The following is a 15107-nucleotide window of genomic DNA, read 5'->3' on the forward strand; positions in this document are numbered from 1 at the left end:
GCCGCGGGCACCGCCGCCGGGTACGCGGCCGCGGCGGTCCTCGTCCTCACCGTGCCGGTGCCCGCGACCGCCGCCGCTGTGCGCACGTCGCCGGACGCCCCGGTCCCGGACGCCCCGGGTCACGGCACCCGGGTGCCCGGCATGGCGGTGCTCGTGTGGGCGAACCTGCCGTTCGCGCTGTGCTTCGCCGTCCTGGAGGTCGCGATCCCGGTCGTCCTGACCGACCACCTCGGCGCCTCCCCGGCATGGTCGGCGATCCTGTTCGCCGGCAACACCGTGCTCGTCGTCGCCCTGCAGGTGTACCTCGTCGTGCGCCTCGGGCACCGCTCCCGCCGCGCCGTCCTGGCCGCTTCCGGCGTCCTGCTCGCCGCCTCCTACCTGGGCTTCTGGGCCTGCGGCGCGGCGGGCGGCACCGCGACCGGACTCGCCGCCATCTGCGCCGTGGCAGTGGCGTACACCCTGGGCGAGATCCTCTACGCGGGCAGCGGCACCGCCCTCGTCACCGCTGCCGCTGCTCCGCACCGCCTCGGCCACGCCCTGGCGCGATGGCAGCTGTCCACCGGCCTCGCCAACGCCGTCGCCCCCGCGCTGCTCCTCGCCCTGCTCGCCGCCTCCCCGGCCCTGCTGTGGTCACTGCTGGCGGGCACGACCCTCCTCGGCGCGTACGCGGTGCACCGCTGGGCCCCCGAACCGGCAGCGCCCTCAACTCCCGCGGCGCCCTCAACTCCGCAGGTCCCCCGGCGCCCGTGGGCGCCGAGGGAGCGGTCGTGGGGTCAGGCCGGGTCGTAGGCGAGGTTGGGGCGCAGCCAGCGCTCGATCTCGGCGACCGGCAGGCCGCGGCGGGTGGCGTAGTCCTCGACCTGGTCGCGGTTGATGCGGCCGACCGTGAAGTAACGCGAGTCCGGGTGGGCGAAGATCAGGCCGCTGACCGCCGCGGCCGGGGTCATCGCGAACGACTCGGTCAGGGCGAGGCCGAGCTTGTCCGCTTCGAGCAGGTCGAACAGGGCCTGCTTGAGCGAGTGGTCGGGGCTTGCCGGGTAGCCCAGCGCCGGGCGGATGCCGCGGAACCGCTCGGCGTGCAGATCCTCCAGGGCCGGGGTCGCGCCGGGCTCGAACCAGGCGCGGCGGGCCTCGAGGTGGATGTACTCCGCGAACGCCTCGGCAAGCCGGTCCGCGAGGGCCTTGACCATGATGGCGCGGTAGTCGTCGTTCTCCGCCTCGTACCGGGCGGCGAGGTCCTCGGCGCCGTGGATGGCGACCGCGAAACCGCCGAGGTGGTCCGGGAACGCCGCCTCCGAGGTCGCCGGGGCGATGTAGTCGGCGAGGCTGCGGTTGGGGCGGCCCTCCGGCTTCTCGGTCTGCTGGCGCAGCATCGGAAACGTGACGCGCCGCCCCGCCACGTCGGCGTCCAGGACGATGTCGTCGCCGACGGCGGCCGCGGGCCAGAAGCCGTAGGCGCCGCGGGCAGTCAGCGAGCCGTTGGCGATGATCTCGTCGAGCAGGGCGTTGCCCTCGGCGAACAGCTCGGCGGCCACCGGCTGGTCGAGGATCGCCGGGTACTTGCCCTTCAGCTCCCACGCGAGGAAGAAGAACTGCCAGTCGATCATCTCGCGGAGCGTCTGCAGGGCGGGCTCGACGATCCGTACACCGGTGAAGTCCGGCGCCGGCAGCTGCGCGAACGACACGTCGGAGGCGTTGCCGCGGGCCTGCGCGAGGGTGAGCAGCGCGGTGTGGCGGCGCTCGGCGTGCTGGCGGCGCAGGCGCTCCTGCTCGTCGCGGTTGTCGGTGGTGAGCTGCTCGACCCGATCCGGGTCCAGCAGGCCGGCGACGACCCCGACCACGCGGGAGGCGTCCTGCACGTGGACGGTGTTGCCCTCGTACGCCGGAGCCACCCGCACCGCCGTGTGCTGCCGCGACGTGGTGGCGCCGCCGATGAGCAGGGGCAGCTTCAGGCCGCGGCGCTGCATCTCGGCGGCAACCGCGACCATCTCATCCAGCGACGGGGTGATGAGACCTGACAGGCCGATCGCGTCGGCGCCCTCCGCGACCGCGGTGTCGAGGATCTTCGCGGCGGGGACCATGACGCCGAGGTCGATGACCTCGTAGTTGTTGCAGCCGAGGACGACGCCGACGATGTTCTTGCCGATGTCGTGCACGTCGCCCTTGACGGTCGCCATGACGACCTTGCCCTGGCCGCTGCGGCCGGGAGCGGCCTCGGCGAGGCCCTGGGCCTTCGCCTCGGCGCGGGCGAGCTCCTTCTCGGCCTCCATGAACGGCTCGAGGTAGGCGACGGAGCGCTTCATCACGCGGGCGCTCTTGACGACCTGCGGCAGGAACATCTTGCCGGCGCCGAAGAGGTCACCGACGACCTTCATGCCGTCCATCAGCGGGCCCTCGATCACCTCCAGGGGGCGCTTCGCCGAGAGGCGCGCCTCCTCGGTGTCCTCCTCGATGAAGTCGACGATGCCGTGCACGAGGGCGTGGGAGAGCCGCTCCCGGACAGGGGCCTCACGCCACGACAGGTCCACGACCCGGGCGGTGCCGGAGCCGCTGACCGTGCCGGCGAACGTGACGAGCCGGTCCGTGGCGTCCTCGCGCCGGTCGAACAGGACGTCCTCGACGAGCTCGAGCAGGTCGGCGGGGATGTCGGCGTACACGGCCAGCTGGCCGGCGTTGACGATGCCCATGTCGAGGCCGGCACGGACCGCGTGGAGCAGGAACGCGGAGTGCATGGCCTCGCGGACGACGTCGTTGCCGCGGAAGGAGAACGACAGGTTGGAGATGCCGCCGCTGGTGCGCGCGCCGGGGCAGCGCTGCTTGATCAGAGGCAGCGCGTCGATGAACGCCTTGGCGTACCCGTTGTGCTCGGCGATGCCGGTGGCGACGGCGAGGACGTTCGGGTCGAAGATGATGTCCTCGGGGGCGAAGCCGGCGCGGTGCACGAGCAGGTCGTACGCCCGGCCGCAGATGTCGACCTTGCGCTGGGTGGTGTCGGCCTGGCCGAGCTCGTCGAACGCCATGACCACGACGCCGGCGCCGTAGGAGCGGATGACCCTGGCCTGCTCCAGGAACGACTCCTCGCCCTCCTTGAGGCTGATCGAGTTGACGACGCCCTTGCCCTGCACGCACTTGAGGCCGGCCTCAAGGACGCTCCAGCGGGAGCTGTCGATCATGATCGGGATGCGGGCGACCTCAGGCTCGGTGGCGATGAGGTTGAGGAACGTGGTCATCGCCTGCTCGCTGTCGAGCAGGTCGGCGTCCATGTTGACGTCGAGGAGGTTGGCGCCGCCGCGGACCTGCTCGAGGGCGACGTCGACCGCGCCCTGGTGGTCGTCGGACTCGATGAGCCGGCGGAAGCGCTTCGAGCCGGTGACGTTGGTCCGCTCACCGATCATGACGAAGCCGGTGTCGGGGCCGATCTCGAACGGCTCCAGCCCGCTGAACCGGGTCGCCGGGACGCGCGCCGGGACCTGCCGGGGAGCCATCCCGCGGACCGCCTCGGCGATCCTGCCGATGTGTGCGGGCGTCGTGCCGCAGCAGCCGCCGACGACGTTGACCAGCCGGTCGGACACGAAACCGGCGAGCAGGCCGGACGTCTCGGCCGGGGTCTGGTCGTAGCCGCCGAACGCGTTGGGCAGGCCCGCGTTGGGGTGCGCGGCGACGTACGTCTCGGCGAGGCGGGCCAGGTCCGCGACGTGCGGGCGCATCTCGGCGGCGCCGAGGGAGCAGTTGACGCCGACGATGAGCGGCTCGGCGTGCTCGACCGAGCGCCAGAACGCCTCGACGGTCTGCCCGGACAGCGTCCGGCCGCTCAGGTCGACGATGGTGACCGAGATCCACAGCGGCAGGTCCGGCGCGACCTCGCGGGCGGCGGCGACGGCGGCCTTCACGTTGAGCGTGTCGAAGATCGTCTCGATGAGCAGCAGGTCGACGCCGCCCTCGACGAGCGCGCTGATCTGGTCGGCGTACGCGGCGCGGACCGTGTCGAACGTCACCGCCCGGTAGGACGGGTCGTCGACCCGCGGCGACAGCGACAGGGTGACGTTGAGCGGGCCGACCGAGCCGGCCACGAACCGCGGGCGGTCCGGGGTGGAGCATTCGTCCGCCGCCTGCCGGGCCAGCCGCGCGCCCTGCACGTTCATGTCGCGGACCAGCGACTCCAGGCCGTAGTCGGCCTGGGCGATCGTGGTGGCGGTGAACGTGTTGGTGGTGGTGATGTCGGCGCCCGCGGCCAGGTATTGCCGGTGCACGTCGAGGACCACGTCGGGCCGGGTGAGGTTGAGCAGATCCGGGTCGCCGGTGACATCCTGGAGGTGATCCGGGGCGATCAGGTCCGCGCGGTAGTCGGCGGGCTTGAGGCCGGCCATCTGCAACATGGTGCCCCATGCGCCGTCGAGGACGACCACCCGCTCGTCGAGCAGCTTGCGCAGGCCTGCAATCGCCGCCGCTGTCATCGTCACGAGTATCCACCTTCCGTGGGTGAGACGGAAGGCGCCCTTACAGAGAGTGAATCCAGGTCGAGCGTGGCGGATCGTCGATGACCCGTCGCAGCGCCTCTCGCCCCGACCGTAGATTCTAGCCTGTTACCGTGGTTGGCCGTCACACAGTCAAGGGGTCCCGTCATGAGCGCGCAAAGTTCGGAATCGATCGCGGTCAATGCCGCACTCGACGTGGTCCGGGCCGTGGAGCCGCGGATCGCGGATGCCATCGCCCGTGAGCTGACCGCCCAGCGCGAGTCCCTCAAGCTCATCGCCAGCGAGAATTACGCCTCGCCGGCCACGCTGCTGGCGATGGGCAACTGGCTCAGCGACAAGTACGCCGAGGGCACCGTCGGCCGCCGTTTCTACGCCGGCTGCCAGCAGGTCGACACCGTCGAGTCGATCGCCGCGGAACACGCCCGTGAACTGTTCGGCGCATCACACGCATATGTCCAACCACATTCTGGGATCGACGCCAACCTCGTCGCCTTCTGGGCGGTGCTGGCCCAGCGCGTCGAGGCGCCGTTCCTCAAGGAGACCGGCGTCCGGCAGGTCAACGACCTCACCGAGAGTGACTGGGCGAGGCTCCGCCACGACTTCGGCGACCAGCGGATGCTCGGCATGTCCCTGGACGCCGGCGGGCACCTGACCCACGGCTTCCGGCCCAACATCTCCGGCAAGATGTTCCACCAGCGCAGCTACGGCACCAACCCGGAGACGGGCCTGCTGGACTACGACGCGCTGCGCGAGACCGCCCGCGAGTTCCGCCCGATGATCATCGTCGGTGGCTATTCGGCGTACCCCCGGAAGGTGAACTTCGCGATCATGCGCGAGATCGCCGACGAGGTCGGCGCCACCCTCATGGTCGACATGGCGCACTTCGCCGGGCTGGTCGCCGGCAAGGTCTTCACCGGCGACTTCGACCCGGTGCCGCACGCCCACATCGTCACCACCACGACCCACAAGACCCTGCGCGGCCCGCGCGGCGGCATGGTCCTGTGCCAGCCGGAGCTCGCCGACCAGGTCGACCGCGGCTGCCCGATGGTGCTCGGCGGTCCGCTGCCGCACGTCATGGCCGCCAAGGCCGTCGCGCTCGCCGAGGCCCGCACCGCGTCGTTCCGCGACTACGCCCAGCGGGTCGTCGACAACGCCGCCGCCCTCGCCGACGGGCTGCAGCGCCGCGGGGTCCGCCTCGTCACCGGCGGCACCGAGAACCACCTGGTGCTCATCGATGCCTCGCAGCTGGGCGGCGCCCCCACCGGTCTCACCGGGCGGCAGGCGGAGGCGGCGCTGCTGGACGCGGGCATCGTCACCAACCGCAACGCGATCCCGCAGGACCCCAACGGCGCGTGGTACACCTCCGGCGTGCGCATCGGCACCCCGGCGCTGACCACCCGCGGCCTGGGCGTCGCCGAGATGGACACCATCGCCGAGCTCATCACCACCGTGCTGACCAGCACCCGGCCGGCCGCGGACTCGAAGGCGAAGTACACCCTCGACGGGTCGGTCGCGGCGAAGGTGTCCGGCCAGGCGTCCGACCTGCTCGCCGGATTCCCGCTGTACCCCGAGATCACCCTGCACTGAGTACCCGCCGCCGTACCCGCCGGACATCGACCGGCGGGTACGGTTTCGGGCCACGGGGGTGGGTGCATGCTGGGTGTCATCGGTGGCGTCGGTCCGGTCGCCACGATCGAGTTCTACCGGTTGCTCGTCGCGGAGGTCGAGGCCCGCACCGGGAGCTGGCCGGACCTGCTGGTGCACAGCCAGCCGCTGCCGCTGCGCCTCGTCCACGCGGCCCTCGCCGGCACCCTCGCCGCCGCGGAGCACGCGGAGATCGACGCGCTGCTCGGCACCGCCCTCGACACCCTCGAACGGGCCGGCTGCGACCTCGTCGCGATGCCCTGCAACACCTTCCACCGCCACCTGCGCCCGCTGCTCGCCGGGCGGCACCTGAAGCTCATCGACATGGTCAACGAGACCATCGACGCCGCGGCCGCGCGTGGCCTGCACCGGCTGGTCCTGCTCGCCACCGGCACCAGCGTCGACCACGAGGCGTACGCGGCGGCCCGGCTGCGCGGCATCGAGATCCTGCGCCCCGCCGACCAGTCCCATGTCGTCGCCCTCGTCGAACGCTGCGTCGGCGCACTGCACGGCCCGCGCGACCTCGACGCCGCCGTGCGCGCCGCGGCCTCGGCGGCAGGCGCCGTCACCAACGCCGACGGGGTGCTGCTCGGCTGCACCGACCTGACGGTCCTGCGCGACGGCCTGTCGCGCGTCACCCCGGTCGTGGACAGCCTCACCTGCCTCGTCGCCGCGTGCGCCGACGCGCTGACCCGCGCATGAGGGCCGTCGCGGTCTGTCTCGGCTTCTTCCTGGTCATGCTCGACAGCACGATCGTGACCGTCGCGCTGCCGTCGATCGGTGGCGGCACCGCGACCCTGCAGTGGGTCGTCGACGCGTACACGGTCGTGTTCGCGGCGCTCGTCCTCGCCGGTGGTTCGCTCGCCGACCGGTTCGGGGCGCGCAGGTCGTACCACGGCGGCGTGTCGATCTTCGCGCTCGGCTCGGTCCTGTGCGCGTGCGCGGGCAGCCTGCCCGGCGGCGGCGGTGCGTGGCTGATCGCCGGGCGGGTCGTGCAGGGCGTCGGCGCGGCGGTGCTCATGCCGAGCTCCCTCGCCCTGATCCGCTCCACGTACCCCGAACCGGCGGCGCAGGCCAGGATCATCGGCCTGTGGGGCGGTCTCGGCGGGGTCGCGGCCGCCGCAGGCCCGTTGCTCGGCGGCGCGCTGCTCACCGTCGCCGGCTGGCCGTCGCTGTTCCTGCTCAACGTGCCGTTCGCCGTGCTCGTCCTGTGCGTCGGCAAGGGCCTGGTCGACCCGCCGGTGGTCCCGGGCGCCCGCGTCGACGTCCGCGGCGTGGTCACATCGGCGGGCGGGCTGGCGCTGCTCGTCGCCGGCTGCATCGCGTACCGCGCCGATCCGCTCACCGGCGCGGCCCTGGTCGCCGGCGGGGCGGCGGTCCTCGGGCTGTTCGTCGCGCTCCAGCGCCGCCACCCGGCCCCGATGCTGCGCCCGGACCTGCTGCGCCACCGCGCGCTGCGGGCGACGGTGATCACGGGGTTCGCCCTGAACTTCGGCTTCTACGGGCAGTTCTTCCTGGTCACGTTGTACCTGCAGCAGCAGCGCCACCTGTCGCCGCTGCTCACCGGTGTCGCCCTCGCGGTGCAGGCCGCCGGCGCCGTCGTCGGGTCCCCCTTCGGCGGCTGGGCCACCCACCGCTTCGGCCCGCGCACCGCGATGCTGACCGGCCTGCTCACCGGCGCCGCCGGCTTCGCCGCGCTCGCGGCGTGCATGCAGGGGGCGCTGCCGGCGGTGCTCGTCGCGCTGTTCGTCGTCGGGTTCGGCATCGACACCGCGATGACCGCCGCGACCTCGCTGACGCTGCAGGTCGCGCCCGACGGCCACGCGGGCGTGGCGAGCGGGCTGCTCAACACGCTGCGCCAGGTCGGCAGCGCCCTCGGGGTCGCGGTCCTCGGCGCGATCGGCGGCTTCGCCACCGCCATGCTGGTCGCGGCCGGCACCTATCTGCTGGCCGCGGCCCTCGTCGCGCTGCGCACCGCAACCCCGGTGAGCGCACCTACACCGCGGGTTCCGGCGCCGCTCGCAGGTCCGCGTGGGCGTCGTACCCGTGAATCCAGCTGACCATGTCGGGCAGGTTGGCGAGGCGTTCGTTGCGGGCCTGGGCCTCGGGGCCGTCGGGCACCTGGAAGCACTTCGCGTTGCCCCGCGACCCGATCTGCAGCTGCCGGGCGCGTGGCTTGCGGACCGTCTCGTACGCCGCCAGGGCCTCGCCGACCTTCAGGTCCGGCTGCCCCAGGAAGTGCGCGAGCACCGCCACGTCCTCGACGGCCTGGTTGCTGCCCTGCCCGGCGTGCGGCAGCATCGGGTGCGCCGCGTCGCCCAGCAGCGTGACCCGCCCGGTGCTCCACTGCCGCAGCGGCTCCCGGTCGAACAACGCCCAGCGGCCCGTGTCCTGCACGGCGCCGAGCATCGCGAGCACGGTGTCGTTGAACCCCTCGAACGCGGCGACCGCCTGGCTCGCGTCGCCCTTCGCCGACCACGACTCGTCGGTCCACGCCTCGTCCCGCGTGTACGCCACGAAGTTGATCAGCTCGCCGCGCCGTACCGGATAGACCACGAGGTGACTGACGGGCCCGAGGAAGAACGTCAGCCCCATCTGGTCGCCGCCCGGGACCCGGTCGACCGGGACGAGACCACGGAAGCAGCTCATGCCGGCGAACACGGCCTCGTCGGGCCCGGCGACGTGCTGCCGGACGGTCGAGCGGACCCCGTCGGCGCCGATGAGGACGTCGGCGCGGGTGCTCGTGCCGTCGGCGAACGTGACGTCGACCCCGTCGGGCAGCTCGTCGATCGCGACGCAGCGCCGGCCGAGCCGCACCTCGCCGCCGCCGGCCCGGAACGCGTCCAGCAGCACCTGCTGCAGGTCGGCACGGTGCAGGCCGAGGAACGGGGCGCCGAAGCGGTCGGTGTACCAGTCGCCCATCGGGTGCTCGTAGAACAGCTCACCGGTGCGCCACTCGTGGAACTGGATGCGGTGCAGGTCGGAGCCGACCTCCCGCAGGGCCGGGCCGAGACCGAGCCGCTCCATCAGCCGCGAGCCGTTCGCGCCGAGCGACACCCCCGCCCCGATCGCGCCGAACGTGGTCGCCTGGTCGTACACCTCGACCTCGTGTCCCTCGGCCAGCAACGCGATCGCCGCGGTGAGACCACCGATTCCGGACCCGATGACTACGATGCGTGAAGTCATGACACCTTCTCGACGTTTGAGGGTCTGCCGAACAGCGACGGGAGCCTATCAGTGGGCCACGGGTAGCCTTGCCCGGTGCAGACAGGCGCAACACAGACGGCAAAAGAACAGATCAGGGCGGTGCTCGACGGCAGCGTCGGGTACGAGCGCGGCCTCGACGCGCTGACCGTCGCGCCCGCCGCGGAGGTCGACCCGGTGCTGTTCACCGCCCTGCAGTCGGCCTGCGCACGGCTGTTCGACCGCGGCTGGCAACCCGGCGAGCTGCACCGGGTCGTCGGGCGGCGCGGCACCGCCCCGCACACGCTGCTCGTCATCGACGCCGTCGCGGCCCACCTGCGCGGCTTCCGGCCCGCGGCGGTCGACCCGCGCTGGCGGGCCCAGGCCGACGCGCTCGGCGCCACCGTCTGGTGGCCGGCCGACAACGTCTACTTCGACCGGCTGCCCGCCCGGTGGCGGGTCGACCGGATCGAGATCCTCGACACGGTCCTGGTGCTGCTGGGCATCCTGCGGACCCTGCCGGCGATCGAGGTGCTCGTCCCGGCACCCGGCACCGCCGCCGCGGCGGCCGCTGCCGCCGGCGCGTCCCGCGCCTCCCGCGGCGGCCGGCCCGGTGTGGTCGACGTGCGGCTGCTCGATCGGGTGCGGGCGCTGCTGGCGAAGGCCGAGTCGACGACGTATCCGGCCGAGGCGGAGACGTACACGGCGAAGGCCCAGGAGCTGATCGCCCGGCACAGCATCGACGAGGCGCTCCTCGTCGCGCGGGGCGCGGCGGCGACGGTCGTTCCCTTCGCGCGGCGGATCGGCGTCGACCACCCGTACGAGAGCGAGAAGGCCTCCCTCCTCGCCGCCGTCGCCGACGCGAACCGCTGCCACACGGTGTGGTCGCCAGAGCTGGGATTCACGACCGTGTTCGGTTTCGACAGCGACATCGACGCCGTCGACCTGCTGCACACGTCGCTGCTCGTCCAGGCGAACCGCGCCATGTCGGCGGCCGAGCCGCTGGGCGGCCAGGCGAACGGCAAGGCGGGCCGCGCCCGGCTGAAGACGTTCCGGCAGTCGTTCCTCGTCGGGTTCGCGGTCCGCATCGGCGAGCGGCTCAGCCAGGCGAGCGACGCCGCGGTCGCGGAGGCCTCTGCCGGCTCGACGGGCGGCTCCGGTGCCGCGGCCGCGCTGCCGCAGGATCTGCTGCCGGTGCTCGCCGCCCGCGACGCACAGGTCCGCGAGACGATGGACCGCGTCTTCCCCCGCACCGTGCGCGGCCGCGGCACCCGCGTCGACAGCGACGAGGGCTGGGACTCCGGCCGCGCCGCCGCCGACCGCGCGGCGCTGCACAAGGCCTAGGTGGGTCAGTCGGGAACGACACGTCTTCAAGGCGGCCCGGCGGGCCGCTGCGCGGGACACGCCGAAGCCCCGGACATCCTCAGCTTCACGCCGTCCATCGTGATCTGCGGACCGATCAGCGCGTCAACCGCCACGCAGTACAAGGCCTCCGCGCGGAAATACGCCGTCACATGCGGGTATGAAAGTATTCGAACGCCCAAACTCCCGCCAGAGGAAACGCCCGGCCCGGAACCCAGCGCTGCCACCACCTCGTCGGGATTCATTCCGAACCGCACCGGCAGGTGGACCCGCGTCGCCGGTCCGCGCTGTCGTGGGTCCCATCCGGCGTTCCTCGCATCGGTGGTGCACCGCACGACCGGTGCTGGTGTCACGAGAGCGGCGCGTTGCCCAGGCCCTGGCGACATGACGGCCGCCGCCCAACTGTCCACCGATACGCCACGCCGTCGATCACCGTCAGACGCGAGTTTCTTGCGGGCGAGTGCCATCCCACCTCCGTTCCGGGCCGCCGCCGTGGGCTGGGCGGGTCCGCGGACCCGGGGCTCCGGGTCCGCGGACGCGCGGGGGTCACAGGGTCTTCACGTACATTCCGGACGACACCCACGGCTGGATGGCGTCGATGAGGTCGGTGAACCAGAACGCGGTCCAGCAGTCGCGGATGCCGCCCCGGACCTGGTCGAGACAGTCGTACCTGGGGAAGTTCCCGCTGGCGTTGTCGGGGCTGCTGTGGATGATCCCGCGGGCGTTGACGCCGCTGTTCGGGTTGGTGATGCCGTTGATGGGCAGCCAGACCGGGCCGCCGCTGTCGCCGTCACCCATGACCTTCTGGCCGACGCTGGAGATGCCGCCCTCGACCCGGACGCAGACGCCGTCGATCTTGTTGTAGCAGTCGAGGGTGGGGCCGGAGGCGCGGATGGAACAGGCCCAGCCGGTGAACGCCCCGCTGACGCAGAGCCAGTCGCCGACGTTGGTGTGCGAGGCGGTCTTCACCGGCAGATAGCCCTGCGTGCCCTGGGCGTAGGCGCCGACGCCGGTGAAGATGCGGCCCAGGCTGCCGCCGGGCGTCTGGATGAACGCCAGGTCGTAGAAGATGCCCGGGCCGGGTGTGCCGTGGCCGATCACCCGGTCGCCGTTCTTCACGTCGTACCCGGTGAAGCGGCAGTGGTCGGCGGTGGTCAGGTAGTCGCCGCCGTTCCAGCGCACCGCGAAACCGGAGGAGCACCAGGAGACCTCGTCCGGGAGGACGGCCCTGACGAGCGATCCGCCGGAGAGGCCGCCGTACCCGTCGTCGTACTGGCGGCTCGCCAGGGCCGGCGGGTCGCCTGCGGGCGTGACCGTCACGTGGCCGTTGGCCTGTGCGGCCCGCAGGTGGGGCAGGGAGTGGCCGGGCGGCGAAGCGTTCGGGTCGATCCCGGGTGCCGCGGCCACCGCGACGTCGACGCCGCTGCCGTCCGGGCGTTTGGTGATCCGCACGATCTGTTCGCCGGCCGCCCCGGCGTCCTGGGCGATCAGCGAGACCTGCGCGTCCAGCTGCGCCCGCGAGTACCTCGCCGGTACGAGCCGGACCTTGATCCCGCTGCGGCGCACCGCGGCGAGGACCGTCGCCTCGGCGGCCGACGGCGGGCCGTTCCAGTAGACGGTCAGCGACGCCGTCTCGGGATCGACGCTGAGGCTGGTGAATCCGGAGCCGGGCCGGGCGCCGGCGGCGTCCTCGATCCGGGTGGCCGCGCTGTCCAGCACCTGCTGCACGGCGAACAACTCGTCCCAGGAGCGGAACTTCGCGGGCAGACCGGCCAGGCTCGGCCCGTCGGCCGCGGGGTCGGGCACCGGTGCCGCCCCCGCGGGTGAGCCGGCCACGGCCAGCCCGGCCGCGACGATGAGCGTGAGGAGGGATGTTGACAGTCGTCGTTCTCGTCCCACGTGTGCTCCCGCATTTGCCTGCGTAGGCGCCGGCCCCCGAATGGAACGGCACTCGACGATGTAACGCCGAGTATGGCCGCGGGAGATCACGGGAGTCGATCCCTACATCGCGGTCACGACCTCCTCGACGAGGTCGCGGGGGATGCCGTGGGTGTCGTGCAGGTAGTGGTAGTCGTCGTCGGTGAGGGGGCCGCGCTGCAGGAGGCGTTCGATCAGGGGGCGGCCGCGGCGCAGCAGGGCGCTGAAGCGGCGTTCCTCGTAGACCAGGACGTCGTGGACGTAGAGCGGGTCGATGCGCAGGTCGTGGTGGTCGACGGTGGACGCGATCGGTTCGGTCGGCAGGTCGAGCAGGGTGCGGGACGGGTCGTCGCGCCAGAGGGTGGTCAGGACGCGGCGGATGAGGCGGCGCAGGACGTAGCCGCGGCCGGTGTTCGAGGGGTGGACGCCGTCGCCGATGACGACGACGGAGGAGCGCAGGTGGTCGTAGACCAGCCTGGACGGGGTCCACAGGGATGACACCGTGCGTTTCCATGGTTCGAAGACGTCGGTGTCGAAGACCGAGGAGTGGCCCTGCAGCACCATCGCCATGCGCTCGAGGCCCATGCCGGTGTCGACGCTGGGGTGTTCGAGGGCGGTGAGGGTGTCGTCGGGGTGGCGGCGGTACCGCATCATCACGTGGTTCCACACCTCGACCCAGCGGTCGTCCGTCGATGGGGTGCCGGTGGGTTCCGTGTCGCCGGTCCAGATGAAGATCTCCGAGTCGGGGCCGCAGGGGCCGGTCGGGCCGTTGGACCACCAGTTGTCCTCGCCGAGCTGTTCGACCGGTACCCCGAGTCGCTGCCAGGTGTCCAGGGAGCCGGGGTCGTCGTGGTGCACGGTGACGTGCAGCCGCCACGGCGGGATGCCGAACCCGTCGCGGAGCAGCTCGTATCCCCAGCGGAGACTCCGGTCGCCCGGATAGTCACCCAGGGACCAGGAGCCGAGCATCTGGAACATGGTCAGGTGGGTGTCGTCGCCGACCTCGTCCAGGTCGGTGGTGCGCAGGCAGCGTTGCACGCCGGTGAGACGGCGGCCGAGCGGATGCGGCAGGCCCTCGATGTACGGCGTGAGCGGGTGCATGCCCGCGCTGGTGAACAGCACCGGGTCGCCCTGCGGCGGGATGAGGGTCGCGTCGCCGACGACCTGGTGGCCGCGGTCGCGGTAGAAGTCGAGGAACGTGCCGGTGATCTGCCGCGTGGTCAGGGTGGTGGTCGTGTCCATCGTGGTCCTCCTGGGATGGACCGGAAACGGACCCCACGGCACACAAAAACGCCGGCGACCGTTTCCGGTCGCCGGCTGAAGCGGGAGAAGATCAGGCAGCGGCGTCCGGCGAGCGGTGAGCTCGCGCGGCAGCAGCGGAGAAACGCCTGATACGCATGCGGGGGAGTCTACCTCCTCAGAAGCGCGACGAGTACTCGACGGTGAAGCCGCTGTTGACGGGTGCGCCGGCGTTGGTGAAACAGTTGATGCGGATGCCGAGCCCACCGGCGCCGGGAGTCCACGGCAGGTGCAGGCCGCAGTGGTCCGGCGTGGTGCCGAACGCGGTGACCTGGACGTTGCCGGGTGGGGACGCGACGCCGCCGAACGTGGCGGTCCAGACGGGCGGGCCGAAGGCGAGCGCGCCCACCGGGCCGGCGGAGTTGAAGTTGGTCAGCGGCGGGCCGAGCGGCGGGACGTTCCACAGGTAGGCGAACTTGTAGGGCGGGGCGGCGCCCCCGTACAGCGCGCGCTGGTAGTGCCAGGTGAGCGTGAACCGGGTGTTGGCGGTCGCCCCGGCGGGGTTGAAGCAGTAGACGCGGAAGAACTGGCCGTTGGCGGACGACTGCCAGCTCGCGACCTTGCACCGGGCGCCGGAGGCCGGGTTGACGGCGGTGACCTGGACGTCGCCGGCCTGGGGGCCGGCGGTGCCGAGACCGGGCAGCGCGACGGAGTAGAGGCCGGGGGCGACGTTGGCGACGGTGTTGGCGGCACCGACGGAGTTGTACTGGGTGATCGTGCCGCCGGCCGGGTTGGCGTCCACGTAGCCGTACCGGGTCGCGGCGAACACGCCGGAGCTGCGGGCGAACTGCACGGAGAACCCGGGCAGCGCGTCGAGGAACCCGCCCGGCCGGTAGCAGCTGACCCTGACGATCTCGTCGGGGCCGACGGGACCCCACGAGTCGGCCTGGCACCAGCGGCCCGGCGGGTTGCTGACCGCGTCCTGGACGGCGGTCACGTGCACGACGCCACCGGCGGCGGCGACGCCGGGGAACCTGACGGTCCACCGGCCGGGGACGCCGGGACTGACGCTGGTCGCGACGGGCCACTGCTGCGACACGACCCCGCCGGACCACAGGGCGAAACCGAACGTGTCGGGCAGCAACGCGGCGGCGGGCCGGGCGGCGCCGAGGGTGCCGGCAAGCGCGCCGGCGAGCACGACGGCGACGATGCCGGCCATCCGCCGGTACCTCATGGGCAACGTCATACAGGTGCCTCCATCCTGGGAAAGGGGGAGGCAGCGTATCG

General features: G+C 72.4%; 10 protein-coding genes. 5 read left to right on the forward strand and 5 right to left on the reverse strand.

What is annotated here, in order from left to right; all coding sequences use genetic code 11:
- Window positions 1-51 precede the first annotated feature (51 nt).
- On the forward strand, window positions 52-789 hold the full coding sequence (locus tag OHA72_RS20410) for an MFS transporter (RefSeq protein WP_327009388.1): 738 nt from the start codon (window positions 52-54) through the stop codon (window positions 787-789).
- Here OHA72_RS20410 and metH read toward each other — a convergent pair.
- Complete coding sequence (gene metH, locus OHA72_RS20415; RefSeq protein ID WP_327011618.1) at window positions 774-4454, reverse strand: methionine synthase; 3681 nt, start codon at window positions 4452-4454, stop codon at window positions 774-776. The two genes, OHA72_RS20410 and metH, sit on opposite strands and share 16 nt — an antisense overlap.
- A gap of 168 nt (window positions 4455-4622) precedes the next feature.
- Here metH and OHA72_RS20420 point away from each other — a divergent pair, with 168 nt between their 5' ends.
- The 3 genes from OHA72_RS20420 to OHA72_RS20430 all read left to right on the forward strand — a co-directional run bounded on the left by OHA72_RS20420 (window position 4623) and on the right by OHA72_RS20430 (window position 8179).
- On the forward strand, window positions 4623-6062 hold the full coding sequence (locus OHA72_RS20420; protein WP_327009389.1) for a glycine hydroxymethyltransferase: 1440 nt from the start codon (window positions 4623-4625) through the stop codon (window positions 6060-6062).
- Window positions 6063-6128: 66 nt separating this feature from the next.
- Window positions 6129-6821 (forward strand): aspartate/glutamate racemase family protein, encoded by a 693-nt coding sequence (locus tag OHA72_RS20425; RefSeq protein ID WP_327009390.1) that lies wholly within the window; start codon window positions 6129-6131, stop codon window positions 6819-6821.
- Window positions 6818-8179 (forward strand): MFS transporter, encoded by a 1362-nt coding sequence (locus OHA72_RS20430; protein WP_327009391.1) that lies wholly within the window; start codon window positions 6818-6820, stop codon window positions 8177-8179. The genes OHA72_RS20425 and OHA72_RS20430 overlap by 4 nt, the downstream gene beginning before the upstream one ends.
- Here the strand turns inward: OHA72_RS20430 and OHA72_RS20435 are convergent.
- The gene (locus tag OHA72_RS20435) at window positions 8115-9305 is read right to left on the reverse strand and encodes an FAD-dependent monooxygenase (RefSeq protein ID WP_327009392.1); all 1191 of its coding nucleotides are present in this window, start codon (window positions 9303-9305) and stop codon (window positions 8115-8117) included. The genes OHA72_RS20430 and OHA72_RS20435 overlap by 65 nt on opposite strands.
- A gap of 75 nt (window positions 9306-9380) precedes the next feature.
- Here OHA72_RS20435 and OHA72_RS20440 point away from each other — a divergent pair, with 75 nt between their 5' ends.
- Window positions 9381-10646, forward strand: coding sequence for a DUF2786 domain-containing protein (locus OHA72_RS20440; protein ID WP_327009393.1), 1266 nt, complete (start codon window positions 9381-9383; stop codon window positions 10644-10646).
- A 564-nt stretch (window positions 10647-11210) separates the two neighbouring features.
- On the opposite strand, the gene OHA72_RS20445 is transcribed toward OHA72_RS20440, so the two are convergent.
- The 3 genes from OHA72_RS20445 to OHA72_RS20455 all read right to left on the reverse strand — a co-directional run bounded on the left by OHA72_RS20445 (window position 11211) and on the right by OHA72_RS20455 (window position 15066).
- Entirely contained in the window at window positions 11211-12563 is a 1353-nt protein-coding gene (locus tag OHA72_RS20445) for a hypothetical protein (RefSeq protein ID WP_327009394.1), read from the reverse strand.
- Between the two features lie 102 nt (window positions 12564-12665).
- A complete protein-coding gene (locus OHA72_RS20450; protein WP_327009395.1) occupies window positions 12666-13823 on the reverse strand; it encodes an alanine--tRNA ligase-related protein in 1158 nt (385 codons plus the stop codon).
- A gap of 175 nt (window positions 13824-13998) precedes the next feature.
- The gene (locus OHA72_RS20455; protein ID WP_327009396.1) at window positions 13999-15066 is read right to left on the reverse strand and encodes a hypothetical protein; all 1068 of its coding nucleotides are present in this window, start codon (window positions 15064-15066) and stop codon (window positions 13999-14001) included.
- Window positions 15067-15107: the final 41 nt, after the last annotated feature.

It is taken from the genome of Dactylosporangium sp. NBC_01737, assembly GCF_035963215.1.
Classification (GTDB): Bacteria; Actinomycetota; Actinomycetes; order Mycobacteriales; family Micromonosporaceae; genus Dactylosporangium.

What these genes read in the sequence shown, in the direction of transcription:
- OHA72_RS20420 (WP_327009389.1), top strand. Translation starts at nt 4,623, where the DNA reads ATGAGCGCGCAAAGTTCGGAATCGATCGCGGTCAATGCCGCACTCGAC.
- OHA72_RS20455 (WP_327009396.1), bottom strand. Translation starts at nt 15,066, where the DNA reads ATGACGTTGCCCATGAGGTACCGGCGGATGGCCGGCATCGTCGCCGTC.
- OHA72_RS20435 (WP_327009392.1), bottom strand. Translation starts at nt 9,305, where the DNA reads ATGACTTCACGCATCGTAGTCATCGGGTCCGGAATCGGTGGTCTCACC.
- metH (WP_327011618.1), bottom strand. Translation starts at nt 4,454, where the DNA reads ATGACAGCGGCGGCGATTGCAGGCCTGCGCAAGCTGCTCGACGAGCGG.
- OHA72_RS20450 (WP_327009395.1), bottom strand. Translation starts at nt 13,823, where the DNA reads ATGGACACGACCACCACCCTGACCACGCGGCAGATCACCGGCACGTTC.
- OHA72_RS20425 (WP_327009390.1), top strand. Translation starts at nt 6,129, where the DNA reads ATGCTGGGTGTCATCGGTGGCGTCGGTCCGGTCGCCACGATCGAGTTC.
- OHA72_RS20430 (WP_327009391.1), top strand. Translation starts at nt 6,818, where the DNA reads ATGAGGGCCGTCGCGGTCTGTCTCGGCTTCTTCCTGGTCATGCTCGAC.